At 72.9% G+C, this 18,307-nt stretch carries 14 protein-coding genes; 10 read left to right on the top strand and 4 right to left on the bottom strand.

Annotated features, from left to right (window positions below; translation table 11 throughout):
- Window positions 1-204 precede the first annotated feature (204 nt).
- The 3 genes from MQE23_RS30700 to MQE23_RS30690 are packed head-to-tail and all read left to right on the top strand — an operon-like array spanning window position 205 to window position 3,430.
- Window positions 205-810, top strand: coding sequence for a toxin-antitoxin system, toxin component family protein (locus tag MQE23_RS30700; protein WP_243380837.1), 606 nt, complete (start codon window positions 205-207; stop codon window positions 808-810).
- Window positions 807-2,027, top strand: coding sequence for an MAB_1171c family putative transporter (locus MQE23_RS30695; RefSeq protein ID WP_243380836.1), 1,221 nt, complete (start codon window positions 807-809; stop codon window positions 2,025-2,027). Before MQE23_RS30700 ends, MQE23_RS30695 begins: the two co-directional genes overlap by 4 nt.
- A complete protein-coding gene (locus MQE23_RS30690; RefSeq protein WP_243380835.1) occupies window positions 2,024-3,430 on the top strand; it encodes a pyridine nucleotide-disulfide oxidoreductase in 1,407 nt (468 codons plus the stop codon). Before MQE23_RS30695 ends, MQE23_RS30690 begins: the two co-directional genes overlap by 4 nt.
- A gap of 121 nt (window positions 3,431-3,551) precedes the next feature.
- On the opposite strand, the gene MQE23_RS30685 is transcribed toward MQE23_RS30690, so the two are convergent.
- Window positions 3,552-4,406 carry an SMP-30/gluconolactonase/LRE family protein gene (locus MQE23_RS30685; protein ID WP_020270105.1) on the bottom strand — a complete coding sequence of 285 codons (855 nt, stop codon included), beginning with the start codon at window positions 4,404-4,406 and terminating at the stop codon, window positions 3,552-3,554.
- Window positions 4,403-5,176 carry an IclR family transcriptional regulator gene (locus tag MQE23_RS30680; RefSeq protein WP_037667032.1) on the bottom strand — a complete coding sequence of 258 codons (774 nt, stop codon included), beginning with the start codon at window positions 5,174-5,176 and terminating at the stop codon, window positions 4,403-4,405. Before MQE23_RS30680 ends, MQE23_RS30685 begins: the two co-directional genes overlap by 4 nt.
- Before the next feature lie 239 nt (window positions 5,177-5,415).
- On the opposite strand from MQE23_RS30680, the gene MQE23_RS30675 reads away from it, so the two are divergent.
- Entirely contained in the window at window positions 5,416-7,428 is a 2,013-nt protein-coding gene (locus tag MQE23_RS30675; RefSeq protein ID WP_243382821.1) for a TerD family protein, read from the top strand.
- 42 nt (window positions 7,429-7,470) lie between these two features.
- On the opposite strand, the gene MQE23_RS30670 is transcribed toward MQE23_RS30675, so the two are convergent.
- Window positions 7,471-8,715: a helix-turn-helix domain-containing protein gene (locus tag MQE23_RS30670; protein ID WP_243380834.1), complete on the bottom strand. Its 1,245-nt coding sequence runs from the start codon at window positions 8,713-8,715 to the stop codon at window positions 7,471-7,473.
- Between the two features lie 2 nt (window positions 8,716-8,717).
- Window positions 8,718-8,870 carry a hypothetical protein gene (locus MQE23_RS30665; RefSeq protein ID WP_010042314.1) on the bottom strand — a complete coding sequence of 51 codons (153 nt, stop codon included), beginning with the start codon at window positions 8,868-8,870 and terminating at the stop codon, window positions 8,718-8,720.
- Window positions 8,871-9,085: 215 nt separating this feature from the next.
- Between MQE23_RS30665 and MQE23_RS30660 the strand changes: the two genes are divergently transcribed.
- From MQE23_RS30660 to MQE23_RS30635, 6 genes are all read left to right on the top strand, one after another.
- Complete coding sequence (locus MQE23_RS30660; RefSeq protein WP_243380833.1) at window positions 9,086-10,081, top strand: DUF3068 domain-containing protein; 996 nt, start codon at window positions 9,086-9,088, stop codon at window positions 10,079-10,081.
- A 206-nt stretch (window positions 10,082-10,287) separates the two neighbouring features.
- Window positions 10,288-11,439 carry a glycosyltransferase family 4 protein gene (locus MQE23_RS30655; RefSeq protein ID WP_243380832.1) on the top strand — a complete coding sequence of 384 codons (1,152 nt, stop codon included), beginning with the start codon at window positions 10,288-10,290 and terminating at the stop codon, window positions 11,437-11,439.
- An 11-nt stretch (window positions 11,440-11,450) separates the two neighbouring features.
- On the top strand, window positions 11,451-12,191 hold the full coding sequence (locus tag MQE23_RS30650; RefSeq protein WP_020275280.1) for a class I SAM-dependent methyltransferase: 741 nt from the start codon (window positions 11,451-11,453) through the stop codon (window positions 12,189-12,191).
- A complete protein-coding gene (locus MQE23_RS30645) occupies window positions 12,188-16,315 on the top strand; it encodes an alpha-(1->3)-arabinofuranosyltransferase (protein WP_243382819.1) in 4,128 nt (1,375 codons plus the stop codon). Before MQE23_RS30650 ends, MQE23_RS30645 begins: the two co-directional genes overlap by 4 nt.
- Window positions 16,312-17,559, top strand: a complete 1,248-nt coding sequence (locus MQE23_RS30640) for a hypothetical protein (protein ID WP_020275283.1) — start codon at window positions 16,312-16,314, stop codon at window positions 17,557-17,559. The genes MQE23_RS30645 and MQE23_RS30640 overlap by 4 nt, the downstream gene beginning before the upstream one ends.
- Window positions 17,556-18,293, top strand: a complete 738-nt coding sequence (locus MQE23_RS30635; protein WP_243380831.1) for a class I SAM-dependent methyltransferase — start codon at window positions 17,556-17,558, stop codon at window positions 18,291-18,293. Before MQE23_RS30640 ends, MQE23_RS30635 begins: the two co-directional genes overlap by 4 nt.
- The last annotated feature ends 14 nt before the right edge of the window (window positions 18,294-18,307 follow it).

The raw sequence follows: 18,307 nt of genomic DNA, 5'->3' as shown, positions 1-18,307 counted from the left end.
AAGGTGCTCGTGACTTCGAACGGGACGGTAAATAGGAAGCGCTTGCACGTCAATGGTCGGCCCGGAAGTTTGGTCACGACTTTCGGGCAGGAACGGTCGTTCCCCGCTGAACTACCGGCACGGGATCGCATGACGCGAACACTTTCGGGCGCGTAGTCTCGGACGCGCGGCCAAGCCGCCGGCCGGCGCTGAGAAGGGGGAGCGATGGACATCGCGGGCGCGCGAGTGCGAGCCGTCACCGCGCTCAGGCGTTCGCGACGTGGGGCCGCCATGCGCCGCCTGGCCGCCGAGCTCGCCGCCGCGGTCCGGGCGCGGGAGCAGGTCCCGGACGGCGTACGGTCGTTGTGCCGGGCGCTGTGCGAGGAGATGAGCGCGCGGCGGGGCGGCCGTCCGGTCGACCTGCGTTTCGAGCGGTTCCCCGACGAGATCGAAGTGACCGGGCTGTGGGTGGAGTTCCAGGACTTCGACCTGGTCATCGTCGAGGAGCGGGCCGAGGCGGTGCAGCAACTGGTCATCCTCGGGCATGAGTTGTGGCATCTGCACGCGGGGCACGGCCACCACCATGTCGCCGGTACGGCGGCGGCCCGGGCCCTGGACAGCGAGCCCGGCTGGAAGTCCGTGGCGCTGACCGTGGCGGCCCGGGACGGCTCGCGCGAGCGGGACGAGGCCGAGGCCGACGCGTTCGGGCACCGGCTGGCCGCCGCGTTCCGTTCCTTCGCGGACGGCACCGTCCCGGACGAGCCGGACGCCGCGCTCGACCCGGTGCGGCGGTCGATGGGCTACCGCGGACGCGGAGGCGGCGCGCGATGACCCACGCACGGGACGTCCTCGACACCTTCTCCGTCTCCTTCTGGCTGCCGATCGGCGCGCTGACCATCGCCCTGGTCATGAAACTGCCCAGCCTGGTGAAGATGTGGCGGGACCCGATGCTGCGGGCCGTCGGCGGGCTGCTGCTGTTCGCCTGCGCCGTGTTCGTCTTCGCGTCCCCGTCGGTCATCGGCTGGACCAACCGCGTCACCGGCGTGCCGAACATCGCGGCACCGCTGGTGTACTCGCTGCTCACCGCGCTGTGCGCGTCCTGGCTGCTGCTGATCGTCGCCTGGCGCAACGGCCTGGCCGACCGCTCGGCCTCGACGCGCCGCGCCGCCCGGTGGGTCGTCTTCGCCTACGCGGGCGTGGTCGTCGCCCTGTGGGTGCTGTTCTGGCTCGCGGACGTCCCCGTGGAACGCCGCCGGGACCTGGACACCTACTACGCCACCACGCCCTTCATGCGTGAGGAGATCCTGCTCTACCTCCTCGCGCACACCGTGGCCTGCTCGGTCACGGCCCGGCTGATCTGGAACTGGGTGCGCACCGACGGCCTCGACGCCTGGCTGCGCTGGGGCCTGAGGTTCCTGGGCGTCGGCTACGCGACGAACCTGCTCTTCGACGTCGCCAAACTCACCGCCGTCATCGCCCGGATGACCGGCCACGACCTGGACTGGCTGAGCACCTACCTGGCACCCTCGGCCGCCTGTCTGTCGGCCACCATGGTCGCGATCGGCTTCATCATCCCGCACGGCGGCCAGTACCTGCACGAGCGCTGGCGCATCCGGCTCGCCCACTGGCAACTGCGCCCCCTCTACCTGCTGCTGCGCACCGTGAACGGCGGCGGGGCCCCTTTCACCCCGCGCGCCACCGGCGAACTGCGCCTGATCCGCCGCGAGACGTACATCCGCGACGTGCTCCTCCAGCTCTCCCGGCACCTCGACGAGGAGCTGCGGGAGCGTTCCCACGCCGCGGCCCTGGACCTCGGGTTCGAGCCCGGCCGGGCCAAGGCCCTGGCCGCCGCCGTCACGATCCTGGACGCCGTCGCCGCGCGGGAGCGGGCCCCGCAGACCGACAGCGCCGCCTCCCCGTCCGGCCCCGACACCGCCTACCTGCTCCAGGAGATCCAGGCCGTGGCCCTGGCCCTGCGTCACCGCGACCACATCGAGGCGGTACGCTCACGCGCGGCCGCCCCCGGGAGAGAGAACGCCCGCGCATGACTGACCGTCCCACCCCCGCCAGAACCGCCGTCGTCCTGGGGGGATCCCACTCCGGCATGCTCGCGGCCCGTGCCCTGGCCGACGTCGCCGACCGGGTCGTCGTCGTGGAGCGCGACGCGCTGCCCGCCGCTCCCGGCCCCCGCAAGGGACTGCCGCAGGCCCGGCACGCGCACATGCTCTGGTCGGGCGGTGCGCGGGCCATGGAGGAACTGCTGCCGGGGATCACCGGGGTGCTCCGCGACGCCGGGGCGAACCGGCTGCCGGTCACGACGGACATCGTCGCCCTGGGGACGCGGGGCTGGTTCCGACGCTGGGCCGAGTCCCACCACGTGATCCTCGCCGGCCGGGACCTGCTGGACGCGACGGTCCGCGCCCGGGTCCTGGCCGACCGGCGGATCGAGGTCGTGGAGCGGGCCGAGGCGGTGGGCCTGACCGGCACGGACACGGCCGTCACGGGCGTACGCATCCGGCCCTCCGACGACCCCGAGCGAACCCTCACCGCCGACCTGGTCGTCGACGCCTCGGGCCGCGGCTCCCAGGCCGCCCGGTGGCTGACCGCCCTCGGCCTGCCCCTGGCGGAGCGACGCGAGGTGGACGCGGGCCTGGCGTACGCCAGCCGCCTCTACCTGGCCCCCGCCGCGGCCCGCGACGGCTTCCCCGTCGTCAACGTCCAGCCCGACCGGCGCGAGGGCGGGCCCGGCCGGGCGGGCTTCCTGCTGCCCATCGAGGAAGGCCGCTGGATCGTCACCCTGTGCGGCACCCGGGGCGGCCGGCCCTCCCCGGACAACGACGACTTCGTCCGCTTCGCCCGCGAGGACCTGCGGCACCCCCTCATCGGCGAACTGCTCGAACAGGCCGAGCCGCTGTCCGACGTGGCGTTCACCCGCACCACCGTCAACCGCCGGCACTTCTACGAGCGGATGCCGGTGTGGCCCGCGAACTTCGCCGTCCTCGGCGACGCCCTCGCCGCGTTCAACCCGGTCTACGGGCACGGTCTGGCCGTCGCCGCGCAGAGCGCCCTGCTCCTGCGGAACACGGTACGGCGGCACGGCTGGGCGGCTCCCGGACTGTCCCGGCTGATCCAGCAGGCGGTGTCCCGCCCGGTCGGCGCGGCCTGGGACCTGGCCATCGGGCAGGACGTCTTCTACCCGGGCGCGACGGAGCAGGGCCCCACGCTGCGGGACCGGCTCGTGACGGCGTACGTCGACCGGCTGATGTACACGGCGACGGGCAACGGCCGCATCGCCCGCCGGGTGACGGACGTGACGTCGCTGGAGCGGGGGGCGGGGGTGCTGCTGACGCCGTCGGTGATGGCGGCGGCGATGGCGGGGCCGTTGCGGCCGGCGTTGAGCGGGCCACCGCTGACGGCTGAGGAACGGAAGGCCGCGGGGTTGGCTACCTAGCTGCGGACAGTCGTGCCTCCCCCAGTGCCTTAAGGGCCTGGGAGGTGCCCCCAGGGCGGCACGGGTGGGCGCAGCGGCACCCCGCAGCGCCGGGCTGCGCACCCACCCCCACGAGCGGACCTCAGCCTTGGAACGCCGGCTGGGCAACCCCCTTGCCCACCCCCGGCACCACGAACACCGACCCCGCCAGCGCCGGCGGCTCCGTCAGTCCGGTCCGGGCCGTCGTGACGTACAGGTCACTCAGCCCGGCCCCACCGAACGCACACGCCGTCACCAGCGGCACAGGCAACTCGATCACCCGGTCCAGGCGCCCCTCCGGCGTGTACCGCCGAACCGCCGCCCCCTGCCACAGCGCCACCCACACACACCCGTCGGCATCCACCGTCAGCCCGTCGGGAAACCCCGCGCCGTCCTCGATCTCCGCGAGGGTCCGCCGCCCGGACAGCTGCCCGTCCTCGTAGTCGAAGACGTCGACCCGCCGCGTCGGGGAGTCGATGTAGTACATGAGCCGGCCGTCGGGACTCCACCCCGTGCCGTTGCTGACGGCCACGTCGTCGAGCACGACATCGACCGATCCGTCACCGGTGACGCGGGAGAGCGTGCCGCCCCCGGGCGCCTCGTCGTAGCGCATCGTGCCGGCCCACAGCGAGCCGTCCGGCGCGACGGCCGCGTCGTTGGCGCGCCGGCCGGGCACGGGCTCGCGGTGCAGCCAGCTGAAGCCGCCGTCTGAGGGGTCGAGGAGACCGACCCCGTCCCGCAGGTTCAGCACCAGACCCCCGCCGGCCCGCGGCTTGACCGCACCCACGTGCTGTTCCGTCCGGCGGACCGTGCGGCGCCCGGTGGCCGGGTCGTACGTGTGCACCCGGCAGCCGAGGATGTCGATCCAGAGGAGCCGGCCGGTTGCCGGGTCCCAGGTCGGTCCCTCGCCGAGCTCGGCCTCGGCCCGTACGGCGACCTCGTACGGCGTCGTCGTCATGCCATGCTCCGGTGGCCGAGGTGCTCGGACAGCTCGGCGGCGCCCTTCGCGGCGAGCTGCTCCAGCTCCGCGCGGCGCTCCTCGCTCCAGCGGATCATGGGCACGGAGATCGACAGGGCGGCGACGACCTGGCCGGTGCGGTCGCGCACCGGCGCGGCCACGCAGCTCACGTCCGGGTTGGACTCGCGGTTCTCGACCGCGATGCCCCGCTCACGGATCTCGGCCAGGGTCTCGCGCAGGGCGGCCGGGTCGGTGATGCTGTTGGGGGTCATCGCGACCAGCTCGGCGCCGTCGGGGACCCGCGCGGCGAGCTCGTGCTCGGGAAGGGAGGCCAGCAGCATCTTGCCGACGGAGGTGCAGTGGGCGGGCAGCCTGCGCCCGGCCGCCGACACCATCCGCACGGCGTGCGTGGAGTCGACCTTGGCGATGTAGATGACGTCCGTGTCCTCGAGGATCGCCACGTGCACCGTCTCGTCGCAGGTCTCGGCGACGGACCGGGCGACGAGCTGGCCCTCGGCCGCGAGGTCGAGCTGCTCGGAGTAACGGGCGCCGAGCTGGTACGGGCGTACACCGAGCCGGTAGCGTCCGGGCTGGCCGGGCACGGGGACGATGTACTTCCGGGCGGCGAGCGTGGTCACCAGCTCGTGCACGGTCGTGCGCGGCAGCTGGAGCTTGCGCACGATGTCGGGGGCGGAGAGCGTTCCGTCCCCGTCGAGGAAGAGCTCGAGAATGTCGAGAGCCCGGGTCACGGCTGGTACGAGGCGTCCCACGACCGGCCCCCTCCCTATATGTCTCAGGCGCCTGTGTTTCGAGATATCAACGTTCGAGATATCAACAGGCGATCGGCATGACGAACACAGGCTAGCCACAGAGGTTTGCCCGGGCAATGGGCAGAGGCCCGCGGGCGGAAACCCGTGAGCACACCACAGACACGTGGCGTGCACATTAAAGTGCCCTGTGTGCGACACGTCACAGGTGTCGCAAGGGTGGGGGAATCTCTGTGCGTGACATGACCATGGGCTCGAACGTGTCTCTGACGGCCCTGAGCGAGAACACCGGCTCCGCGATCGTGAGCCTGGGCTGGTCCAGCCCGACCGGTGAGGGCGACGCCGACGTGTCCGTCCTGCTGCTGGGCGCGGACGGCAAGGTACGCAACGACGCCGACTTTTACTTCTACAACAACCCGGTGGCGGCCGACGGCAGTGTGCAGCTCCTCGGCAAGGAGCCGACGGGGGACGGCAGCGAGGACCGGATCAGCTTCGATCTGACCGCGGTCCCGGCCGAGGTGGAGCGGATCGTCGTGGCAGCGAGCCGCTACGAAGGCGCGCGCTTCGGCGAGCTGGACGACGTGCGGGTGACGCTGGCCGACGCGGTGGGCGAGGGCCTCCTCCGGTTCGTCATCGAGGATCCCGGCCAGGTGAGCGCGATCATCTTCGGCGAGCTGTACCGGCGCGCGGAGGAGTGGAAGTTCCGGGCCGTCGGACAGGGCTACGAGAGCGGGCTGGCCGGGCTGGCGACGGACTTCGGTGTCGACATCGAGGACGACGAGGCGGAGTCCGCGGCGGCGGTCGCGGAGGAATCATCCACCGTCGTCCCTCCCGACGCCCGGCCGCGGACGACACTGGAGGCCGTCCCCGCACCGCGTCCGCCGGCCGACGAGGAAGCCGCCCCGAAGAAGCGGACGGCCCGGCCCCGGACCGCGAAGAAGAAGGTCACGCTCCCCAAGGCGCCCGCGAAGAGCCTTGCCGAGAACGAGTCCTGGAGGCAGGCTCGGCTCTTTCCGGTGTCGGCGCTCAAGAGCGACCGGGACCGGGAAATGCGCGCCACGTCGGTGCTGCTGTCGGTGATGGCCCAGGTCCCGGAGTTCGGCAGGCGGCTCACCGCCGCGTTCGGCGCACCGTCCGGCCGCATGGAGACGTTCACCGAGGTCTCCCTGCCACACGGGGACACTCCCCGGCGCCCTGACGGGGTGATCCGCGTCGAGCGCGCCGGGAAGCTGTGGACCGCGCTCGTGGAGACCAAGACCAATGGCAATTCGCTGAAGTCGGACCAGGTGCAGGCCTACATGGACATCGCGGCCCGGCGGGGCTACGAGGCCGTGATCACCCTGTCGAACGACGTCGCGCTGGAGGGCAGCCCGCTGGTCGACGTGAAGATCGACCGGCGGCGCAAGCACCAGGTGGCACTCTGGCACCTGTCGTGGGCCGAAGTGGCCCATCAAGCACAGATGCTGATCCGGCACGAGGGCGTCGGCAACGCGGCACACGCCTGGCTGCTTCAGGAACTGCTGCACTACCTCCAGCACGACAACTCCGGCTGCCACGGCTTCCAGAACATGGGCTCGGCCTGGGTGCCGGTGCGCAACGGCATCGACGACGAGACCCTCTGCCAGGGCGACTCGCGCGCCCTGGAGGTCGTCGAGAGCTGGGAACGACTCATCCGCCAGGTGTGTCTGCGGCTCGGCGGCGAACTCGGGCAGAAGGTGCTGCCCGCCCAGCGCACCAGGCGCGGCACCGACCCCGGGGCCCGCCGCGCCCGCCTGGCCGACCAGCTGTGTGTGGAGGGCAGGCTCCAGGCGGAGCTGCGGGTCGAGGGCGCCCCGGGCCTGCTCGGCATCAGCGCGGATCTGCGCACCGCCAAGCTGCGCACCTCCGTGGAGATCCCGGCTCCCGAGCAGGGCTATCCCCTGACCTGGGCCAAGCGCCTGATCCGCCGTCTCGCCGAGGCGCCGGCGGACCTGCACGTCGAGACGCTGGTGGAGGGCGAGGCGGGTGGTCCCCGGGGCACGCTGGAGCGGCTGCGCCCCGAACCGGCCGATCTGCTCCCCAAGGACAGCGCCACCCGCATCACCGGCTTCCGTCTGTCCCTCTTCAAGGGCATGGGAAGTGGCCGGGGCAACGCGGAGTCCGGCTTCATCCGCAGCGTCGACGACGCCGTGCACCGCTTCTACACCTCGGTGGTGGTCCACCTGGACGCTCCCGCATCCGGGCGGGCCGCGGCGAAGGAGCGGGCCACGGTGTGACGGCGCGGCGGCGGTGCGCCCCGCCGGGTGCACCGGCCCGGCTCACCGCCGCCCCCGCACCGCCCCCAGCTCCCCCCGCAGTCGCTGCGCCCGCAGCACCAGTTCCAGTTCGAAGCGGCGGTCGGGGTCGTCGATCTCGTCGCCCCACAGTTCGCGGATCTGGCGCAGGCGGTAGCGGACCGTCTGGGGGTGGACGCCCAGGCGGGCGGCGACCTCCGGGGCTCCGCCCCGGGTCTCCAGCCAGGCCAGGAGCGTTTCCGCGAGGCGGCGGCCGTGGGTCGGGCCGCAGTGGGTCAGGGGGGCCAGGCATCTCAGGGCCAGGTCGTCGATGAGTTCCTCGGGCTGGAGGAGGACCAGCGCCTCGGTGTGCTCGGTGCAGTAGAGGACCTCGCCGGAGGGGAGGAGGTCCCGTTCCATCAGGCGGACCGCCGCCTCCGCCCAGCGCAGCGACTTCGCCGCGTCGGTGAGCGGGACCGGCGGGCCGATCGCTCCGGACCAGCCGGCCAGGGCCCGGTGCAGGAGCTCGGGGCGGCCTGCCGCGTCCGGCTCGGGCACGACCATGCGGGGCTGCTCGTACTCCATGTCGAGCAGCACGCCCTGCCCGACCGCGGGGGCCATGGCCTCCCGGGCGGGGCGCAGCAGGACACCGACCGCGACCTTCTCGGGTAAGGGCCAGCCGATCCGGGCGGCCCGTTCGGTCAGGGCCTCGGCGGGGTCGCCGCGGTGGTGCTCGGCGAGGAGCAGCTCCATGAGGCGGCGTTGCAGGCGCAGGCGTTCCCCGGCCTGGCGGGCCGCGGCCTCGGCGTAGCCGCGCACGGACTGGTCGACCAGGCCGTCCAGGTACTCGTAGCCCGCGTCGACGAGTTCGTACATCGCCGGCGGCGGGATCTCCACGCGCTGGCCGATGTCGGCGAAGCGGCGCCAGGCCAGGCGTACGCCCATGCGGTAGATGGCCTGGAGGGAGTCGAGCGAGCGGCCGTTGAGGCCCTCGCCACGGCCGAAGTCCTGGAAGACACCGGGCGGAACGGTGGGCCGGCCCTCCGAGTGCTCCAGGTGCTGCACGAAGACCTCGATGGCGCGGCGGATGCCGACCAGGGCCATGGGCTCGCCTGAGTCGTCGAGGACGACGGGCAGATGCGGGTACTCGCGCTGTATCTCGCAGAGGATCTCCTCCGCGAGCGCGGGCGCCTCGGCCATGGCGATCGCCGCGAACCGGCGCACCTGGAAGCGCGGTACGTCGTGCCAGGCCGAGCGAGACGTGACGGTTCCGGTGCGGGCGGCCGTCACCGTCAACTCCCCTGCCCGGCCTGCTCGTAGGTGATCAGGGGGGTGTTCGGCTGGTCGGGCGTGGCTTCGAGCAGCGCGACGACGCCCAGCGCGGCGCCCACGGCAAGGGCGGCGGCGAGCGCGACGGTCAGCGCGGCAGCGAGCAGTCTCGACATCGCAGGGTCAGCCTCTCTGTCCGGATTCGTCCGGAGATCGTCCGGAGGTTCTCCCCACCCCGGCATCCCGTCCCTGCCTGTCGCGCCCAGTCTCGACAAGCATTGACACCCCGTCAAGAGCGGCCTACGGTTCCCGGCCCAGCCGCACGCGCGCATTCCGCCGCCGTGCCGGCCCTCTCGTACGTCGAGCCGTCCCAAGCCACTGGAGTGCCCGGATGCGCCGTACAACCTCTCCGTTTTCCCTGGTCCTGCTGGGTCTCGGCACGTTCCTGCTGGTGCTGGCGCCCCTGCTGGCCTGGTACGTCCAGCCGCGTGCCGCGGTGAACCCGATCGACATCGACACCACCGCCGTCTACACCGGCCGGGGCAGCGTCTTCGACACTGACCGGATCGAGACGGTCCCCGGCCGGAAGATCACGGTGACCCAGCGGGTGCGGGGCAACGTCGAGGACAGCGAACGCAGCGGAAACGCCGTCTGGGACGTGACGACCACGGTCGACACCGACAAGTCGCTGCCGGCCGCCGACCCGCACGACGCGCTGGACTTCACACCGCACCGCTGGGTGATGGACCGGAAGACCACCCGGCCCGTGCACTGCTGCGGCGAGAAACCGTACATCGAGGGCGAGGCCTATCTGAAGTTCCCCTTCGACGTGCAGAAACGCTCGTACCAGTGGTGGGACAACACCCTCGGCGACACGGTCGTGCTGCGCTACCAGGGCACCGAGAAGGTCCAGGGCTACACGGGCTACAAGTTCACCGGCTCCGTGCCGCCGACCAGGACCGGCACGCGGATGGTGCCCGGCAGCCTCGTCGACCAGCCCGAGCGGCCGCAGGTGCTGGCCGAGGAGTGGTACTCCAACCACGGCTTCGAGCTGGTCGTCGACCAGGCCACCGGCCGGGTGATCTACGCGCAGACCGGACCCAGGCGGACCCTGCGGGCGCCGGGCGGGAAGAAGGACGCGGCAGTGCTGCTGGACGCCCGGAAGGTCTCGTTCACGACCGCGACACAGAAGGAGGCCGTGCGGCAGGCGAAGCGCGACAGCGGCCAACTGCGCCTGGTGGGCACGACGTTGCCGGTCGGGGCCGGTGTGGCGGGTGTGGTGCTCGCGGTGGTGGGTGGCGTTCTGGTGACACGTGGGCGGAAGGAGCCGGAGCAGCCCGCTCCGTCCGATACATCCGGTACGCCCCAGCCCACCCTCACGATGTGATGTGACGTCAGCTCTAACAAAGCCCGAAATTGTCACGCCGGTGAGTAGCCGCGGAGAACGTCCGGGCGAAAACTGTCCAACCCCACCCGAGCACAACCCGTCCACACTCCCCTCCCAGGAAGGGCTCAGGCCCCCCACAGCCAGACCCCCAGAGCCACACCTTCCCCCACGCTGAGTTCCGCACCCCGAGACGAGTTGGAGCACCCATGCCCCAGCACGTACCGTCCTCGCTGCATGCCGCGTCCCCCAGCGCGGAGCAGCACCTTCCGGCGCTCCCCCCACATCCGCGCCGGATCGTCTTCCTCGCCCATCGCGACCTGGACAACCCGTCCGCCGGCGGCTCCGAGCTGCTGGTCGACAAGCTCGCCGACGGCCTGACCCGGCTCGGCCACCAGGTGACCCTGCTGTGCGGGGGCCCCGCGGCCTTCCGGGACTACCGGGTCGTGTCGGCGGGCGGCCCGTACGGGCACTATCTGCGCGCCCGGTCTGCCTTCACCCGTCAGGTCGGCGACTGCGATCTGCTGGTCGAGGTGTGCAACGGCATGCCGTACCTGGCGCCGCTGTGGCACCCCGGGCCCACGCTCTGCCTGGTCAACCACGTCCACACCGACCTGTGGAAGATGCGCTTCGGCGGGCCGCTGGCGCCGGCCGCGCGGATCGGCCGAAGACTCGAGCACTGGGCGCTGACCGGGGCGCAGCAGCGGAGTCTGCTGGTCGCGGTCTCCTCCTCCACCGCGCACGCGCTGCGCGCGATCGGCGTGGAGCGGGACCGGATCCGGGTCGTGCACAACGGGGTCGAGGAGCCGGGGCCGCGGGCCGAGCGGTCCCCCGAGCCGTTGTTCGTCGCCGTCGGCCGGCTCGTCGAGTACAAGCGGATCGATCTGCTGCTGCGGTTGTGGGAGCGGGTGCGGCCTGTCACCGGCGGGCGACTGGTCATCGTCGGGGACGGTCCCGAGCGGGCACGGCTGGAACAACTCGCCGGTCCTGGCGTGGAGTTCACCGGACACGTGTCGGAGGCCGAGAAGCACCGGCTGCTGTGCGCAGCCTGGTTGCTGCTGCATCCCTCCGCCGTGGAGGGATGGGGCCTGGTCGTGACGGAGGCCGCGGCGCGACAGACGCCGACCGTGGCGTTCGACGTGCCGGGGCTCAAGGACTCCGTGGTGGATGGCGAGACCGGGGTTCTGGCGCGCGGTGAGTCGTCGTTCGCGGCGGCGTGGTGTGCGCTGGCCCTGTCCGGGCGTCGGCGGGAGTTGATGGGCAAGGCGGCTCGGGAGCGGGCGGCGCAGTTCCGGTGGGACCGGACCGTGCGGCAGTTCCGTGTGGTTGCCGCGGAGGCGGTGAGGGGCTGGGCGCCGTGAGGCGGCGTGCGGTGGTTCGCCCCTATGAACGCGACCCCTCCTTTCGCAGATCACTTGCCCTGTTCCGTGCCTTCCTCCACGAGCAGGACGATCCCGAGAGCTGCTACTCGCTGCTCGCCCGGGACGCCGTCGATCAGGTCGAGGCGTACGACGGGCCCGTCGCCGGGCGTACGGTCCTGGACGTCGGCGGCGGCAGTGGCTACTTCACCGAGGAGTTCCGCCGGCGTGGAGCGCAGGCGTTCCTCTTCGAACCGGACATGGCCGAACTCGGCGAGAAACCCCCCGACTCGGCCGTCGTCGCCGACGGATACCTCCTGCCCCTCCGGGACGGCGTCGCGGACGTCACCTTCTCCTCGAACGTCCTGGAGCACGTGGCCGACCCGGAGACGTTCCTGAGCGAGCTGGCCCGGGTGACGCGGCCCGGCGGGCTGATCTACGTGTCGTTCACCAACTGGCTGTCGCCGTGGGGCGGGCACGAGTGGGCCCCCTGGCACTACTTCGGTGCCGAGCGGGCCCGGGCCCGCCATCTGCGGCGGACCGGCAGGCCCGCCAAGCACACGCTCGGCGAGAACCTGTTCGCGGTGCACATCGGCTCCACCCTGCGGCAGGTGCGTGCCCGGGACGACGTCACGGTCGTCTCGGCGCGCTCCCGCTACTGGCCGTTCCTCGCGGAGGCCGTCGTCAAGGCGCCCGGCATCCGCGAGTTCGCCACCTGGAACCTCCTCCTCATCCTGCGGCGGTGTCCTACATGACAACCACGGTCCAGGCTCCTCCACCGGCAGCCGTCCCCACCACCGCGACCGCGGCGGGTCCGCCCGAGGGCCCGCGGTCGCGGCGCTGGCTGCTGGGGTTCTGGGCCGTGGTGTTCGTGCTGTTCCTCGCGGTGCAGCCGGGGCGGCAGACCTTCGACACCAAGCTCGGTGTGACGGTCGACCCGGGGCAGTTCCTCGCCGACCTGGGACAGTTGTGGCACGACCGGGCCGGGTTCGGCGGGATCCAGGACCAGTACGTCGGCTATCTGTGGCCGATGCTGCCGTTCTACTGGCTGTGCGACCTCGTGCAGTTGCCGGTGTGGCTGGCGGAGCGGCTGTGGCTGTCGATCGTCGTGTCGGTCGCTTTCTGGGGTGCGCTGCGGCTGGCCGAGCGGCTGCGGGTGGGCAGTGGCGCGTCCCGGCTGCTGGCGGCCGCGGCGTACGCGCTGTGGCCGGTGTTCACGACCGTGATCGGGTCGACGTCGGCTGCCGCGCTGCCCGGCGCGTTCCTGCCGTGGGTGCTGCTGCCGCTGACGAACGAGCGGTACGCCGCCCGGGTCGCGGCCCTGCGGTCGGCGCTGCTGGTGCCGTTCATGGGCGGCGTGAACGCCTCGGCGACGCTGGCGTCCCTGCTGCCGGTGGGGCTGTATCTGCTGTCCCGGCCGCCCGGGCCGCGGCAGCGCAAGCTGATCGCCTGGTGGGCTCCGGCCGTGCTCGTGGTGACGGCCTGGTGGTGGGTGCCGCTGCTGCTGCTCGGGGTCTACGGCGAGAACTTCCTCCCCTATATAGAGACGTCGCAGACGACGACGGACACCATGTCGGCGACGGAGGCGCTGCGCGGCGCCGGGAACTGGGTCGCTTACCTGCACTTCGGTGAGGCGTGGCTGCCCGCGGGGTGGGCCGTGGCCTCGTCGGTCGTCGTGATCGTGTGCTCGGCGCTCGCGGCCGGGCTCGGCCTTGCCGGGCTCGCCCGGCGGGACATGCCCGAGCGGCGGTGGCTCGTGCTGACGGTTCTCGTTGCGGCGCTGGTACTGCTCGCCGGGTACGGCGGGGCGTTCGGGGCGCCGTTCCACGGGGTCGTGCAGGGCTGGCTGGACGGCTGGCTGTCGCCGTTCCGGAACATCTACAAGTTCCAGACGGGCCTGGCGCTGGCCTTCGTGCTGGGCCTGGCCCATCTGGTGGGCGTGGCCGCCGAGCCGCGCGGGGCCCGACCGGTGCGCGGCCGGCGCTTCGCCCCGCTGGTCGCGGCGGTGCTGATCCTGCCGGGGCTGCTGTGGCCGTACCTCAACGGCTCGATCCTCAACCCGGGTTCCTTCCAGAAGCTCCCCGCCTACTGGCAGGCCACGGCCGACTGGCTGGAGAAGTACTCGCCCGACTCCCGCGCCCTGGTCGTCCCGGCGACCGCGCACGGCGTCTACACCTGGGGCTCGCCCATCGACCAGCCGCTCGACGTGCTCGCCGAGTCCCGGTGGGCGCAGCGCGACTACGTCCCGTTCGGCACGCCCGGCAACCGGCGCGCGATGGACGCCGTCGAGCAGGCGCTGACGTCCGGTGCCGAAGTGCCGGGGCTGGCCGACTACTTGAGCCGGGCGGGGCTGTACTACGTCGTCGTACGCAATGATCTCGACCCGGACCAGATCGGCTACGTGCCGACCACGACCGTCAAGCGCACCCTGGAACAGTCGGGGTACGAGCGGGTGACGGGGCTGGGGCCGGTGATGACCGGCGGCCGGATCGCGCAGGACGCGCCGCTCCAGGTCGAAGGGCTGTACCCGCGGCAGCGGGCGGTGGAGATCTACCGGCCGGCCGGGCAGGAGGTGGTCCGGCCCGGGCAGGCGGGACTCATGCCGGTCTCCGACACGGCGGTGGTGTCCGGCGGCCCGGAGGCGCTGCTGCCGCTGGCGTCGCGGCTGCGCGGGCGTGCGACCGTCCTGACCGGCGACAACCACCCGGGGCTCGGCACCCCGGCGGTGCAGGTGACGGGCGACGGGATGCGGCGCGCCGACACCCGGTTCGGCGTGGTCAACGCCGGTACGTCGTACACGTACACGCGCGACGAGCGCAACGCGCCCGACGCCCAGCAGGACCCGGGCGAGAAGCCCCGCCAGATCCTGCCGGCCGAGGGCACCGACCACCAGACGGTGGCCGAACTGCGCGGCGCCCGCTCGGTGACGGCCTCCTCGTACGGCAACTGGCTGTTCCACCTGCCGCAGTACGACCCGGTGAACGCCTTCGACGGCAACCCGGACACCGCGTGGACGGAGGGCGCGCCGGACACGCCGGACGGGCAGTGGCTGCGCATCGGCTTCACCGGCTCCTACGACATGCCGTCCTCCTTCAAGGTCACGCCGCTGCCGCAGGAGAGCGTGCGGGCGGCGGCGACGAAGGTGCGGGTGGAGACGGAGAAGGGCGAGCGGACGAGCTTCCTGCGGCCGAACGGCACGGCGCAGCGCGTCAGGGCGCCCGAGGGCGGCACGCGGTGGATGAAGCTGACGATCGTGGACTCGGTGGAGCGCCGGGCCGGACTCACGGGCGCGGGCTTCTCCGAGATCGACCTGCCGGACGTGCAGGTGACGCGGCTGCTGCGGCTCCCGGTGGACGCGGCCGACGCGACCGCGGACGCCACGGTCGTCTCCCTGCACCGGACCTCCGACCCGACCGGCCTCTCCGCGACCGGCACCGAGGCCGGCCTGCACCGCCGCTTCACGACACCGGCCGCCGGGACGTACGAGGTGGCGGCGAGCGCGGTGCCGGTGCCGGGCGAGGAACTCGACCGGCTGCTGTACGAGGTGGCGCCCGAGCAGCAGTCCCGGATCGTCGCCACCGCCGACTCCACGGCGGGCCTCGGCGCGGGCCTCGCGGCACGCAACCTCACCGACGGCGACCTGACGACGGCGTGGATCGCGGGCGACCGTCCGACGATCCACCTGAGCTGGGAGGGCAAGCAGCCGGTCGGCGAACTGGTCCTGGCGCCCGCGGGCGGTCTGTCCACCCGCGCCTCCCAGGTGCACATCAGCTCCCCGGACGGCGCGACGGTCGCGGGCGTCGACGAGAACGGCTGGGTCCGCTTCCCGCCGATCACCACGGACCGGCTCGACATCACGATCACCGAGACCGCCCCGCTGACCCTGCACAACCCGGTCGCCGACGAGGATCTGCGGCTGCCCGTGGGCCTGACGGAGGCATACATCCCCTCCCTCGACCAGTACCGCACCCCGCAGCCGGACGGCACCCGGAAGTTCTCGCTGCCGTGCGGCAAGGGGCCCGACGTGGCGCTGGACGGCGAGCTGTACCGGACGAGCGCGAAGGGCACCGTGCGCGACCTGGTGGAACGGCGGCCCGTCGAGGTGACACTCTGCCAACAGGACAGGAAGGACGCCGAGGTGGAGCTCGCCTCGGGCGACCACCGGCTGGAGGGCGGCGACGCCGGCCCGCTCGCGCTGACGGACGTCACCCTGACCCGCGGGACGGTCCCGGAGGCCGCCGCGGCCGGGCGTGAGCTGCGGGTCCGGGACTGGCTGGGCGACCAGCGCCAGGTGACGGTCGGCTCGGGCGCGGCCTCCTACCTCACGACGTACGAGAACTACAACGACGGCTGGAAGGCCACCCTCGACGGCAAGGAGCTCACCCCGCTGCGGCTGGACAGCTGGCAGCAGGGCTGGCGGATCCCGGCCGGGGCGGGCGGCACGGTCAAGCTGTCCTACGAACCGGCCACCACGTACGACGCCGGGCTGATCGGCAGCGGCGCCGGCATCGCGGTACTGCTGGGCCTGGCGCTCTGGCGCCGCCGCGCCCCCAACCCCGACGCACCGCAGCCGGCCCCGCCGCTGCCCGGCCTGTGGCTCGGCACGGTGGCGCTGACGCTGGTCGGAGCGGTGATCGCGGGCTGGCTGGCGCTGCTGGTCCCGGCGCTGGCGCTGCTCGCGGCCCGGCGGCACGCGCTGCTGGTGCCGATCGCGTTCGTGGCACTGGCGGGAGCGGGGGTCGCTGCCGCGTTCGGGGCCGGGGAGCCGGTGGGCGCGGGCGCTGGTGCGTTCGGCCGTACGGCCCAACTGCTGGCGCTGATCGGCCTGTTCGCAGGCCTGGTGAGTCTGCGCGAACCGGAGAAGGGCGAGCCCGTATGACGACACCGGTACGCATCCCGTTCCCGGTGGTGGACGAGGTGTCCCGGCACTGCCTCCAGGAGGAGGAGCCGGAAACGGTCCACATCGAGGTCCACCTCCCCGGCCCGGTCGACCAGATGCGTCTGCGCAAGGCGTTCACGGAGGCCCTGCACCGGCATCCGCGGATCCTGATGCGGGAGGCGAAAGGGCCGTGGTACCGACGCCGCTACGAGTGGGAGCTGACGCCGGAGCCCGATGTGGAGGTGGTGACCTTCGCCCCACCGGGGCCCCGGGCACTCCAGGACGCCAGGACCCGGGCCCTGACGGAGGCGCCACCGCTGTCGGTGTCCCCGCCCATACGGCTCGAAGTGGTGGACTCGGTCCTCTTCCTCACCATCAACCACACCGCCCTCGACGGCCCGGCCTGCCTCCGCGTCCTGGCAACGGCCGCCGAACTCTACGGAGGCAGGGACAACGCCCCTGCGGCACCCCCGGTCCGACCCGCGGAGCCCCGCCAAGACCCCCCGGACACCCCGACCACCTGGTCACCCCCCGCGCGGGTGGCACCCGGCACTCCGGCCCCCTCCCCCGGCAACGGCATGCTGGTGACGGAACTCCCCCTCCCCCACCGCCCCAAGGGCTCCCCCTACACCGTCAACGACCAGCTCATGGTCACCACGGCCCTGACCATCGCCCACTGGAACAGGGAGCACGGTGCCCGGCCCCGCCCCCTCCGCATCACCATGCCCGTCGACGACCGCCCCCGCGACACCACGATGCCCATCGGCAACGGCACCCGCCTGGTGGAAGTCCCCTTCTCACCCGCGGAGTTGGACCACCCGAACATGTCCGCCCTCCTCCGGCGCACCGCGGAGCGAACCCGCGCCCTGAAGTCCCTGCCCCGCCCCCAACTGGGCCACGGCGCCGCCCTCCTCACCGCCCCCTGGGCCCCGGTCGCCGCCCGCGCAGCCCTCACCCGCGCCCTGCGCCGCGCCGCCGCGCCCTGGACGTCGACGACCCTGCTCAGCAACATCGGCCGTATCCCGTACCCCCTGGACTTCGGCGAGGAGACGGGCCGCGCGCACGCGGTCTGGTTCTCTGCGCCGGCCCGGATGCCGCGCGGCCTCACCGTGACCACCGCCTCCACCGCCGGCCGCCTCCACCTGGCCCTGCGCTGGTCCCGGGCCCTGCTCAGCCACGGCGACGGCGCCCACCTCCGCGACCTGTTCGAGCACTATCTGCACACCACGGAGGTGACCCCGTGACGACCACCACCGGCCCCCCGCCCTCCGGCCTGCGCGACTTCTACGAGAACCCGACCGTCCCCGTCGCCTCCGGCACGCCGCGCAGCCTCCGCCAGGCCCGCATGCTCGCCGGGGCGCTCGGCCCGGCGGGCCGAAAGCCGCAGACGATCCTCGACATCGGCTGCGGGGACGGCACCGCCGCCGCCACCGCCGCCCCGCTCCTGCCCGGCCACCGCGTCATCGGTGTCGACTGGTCCCAGGACGCCCTGCGCCGCGCCCGCACCCGCATCCCGTACGCGGTCCGCGGTGAGCTCACCGGCGGCGGACTGCCGTTCGCGCCGGAGTCGGCCGACGCCGTGCTGTTCAGCGAGGTGATCGAGCATCTCGTCGACCCGGACGCGGCACTCGACGAGATCCGCCGGATCCTGCGGCCCGGCGGGCATCTGATGCTGTCCACGCCGAACCTGGCCGCCTGGTACAACCGCGCGTTGCTGCTCGCCGGCGTCCAGCCGGTCTTCTCGGAGGTCAGCCTGCGCGGCATCCACGGCCGCCCGGGCCGGGAGGTCGTAGGGCATCTGCGCCTCTACACCGCCCGCGCGCTGCGGGAGTTCGTCGCCGCGTCCGGGTTCACGGTCGTGACGCTCGAAGGCGCTCCCTTCCACGGCGTTCCGCGCCCGCTGCGGCCGCTGGACCGGCTGGCCTGTGCCCGGCCGCAGCTCGCGTCGATCCTGCTGCTGCACGCCAGGAGGACGTAGCCCATGTGGTGGGG

Origin of the sequence: Streptomyces sp. HP-A2021 (genome assembly GCF_022807935.1) — a bacterium.
Taxonomy (GTDB): domain Bacteria; phylum Actinomycetota; class Actinomycetes; order Streptomycetales; family Streptomycetaceae; genus Streptomyces; species Streptomyces afghaniensis.
The sequence above is the reverse complement of the archived record's forward strand: the minus strand, read 5'-3'. Positions and strand labels throughout refer to the sequence as shown.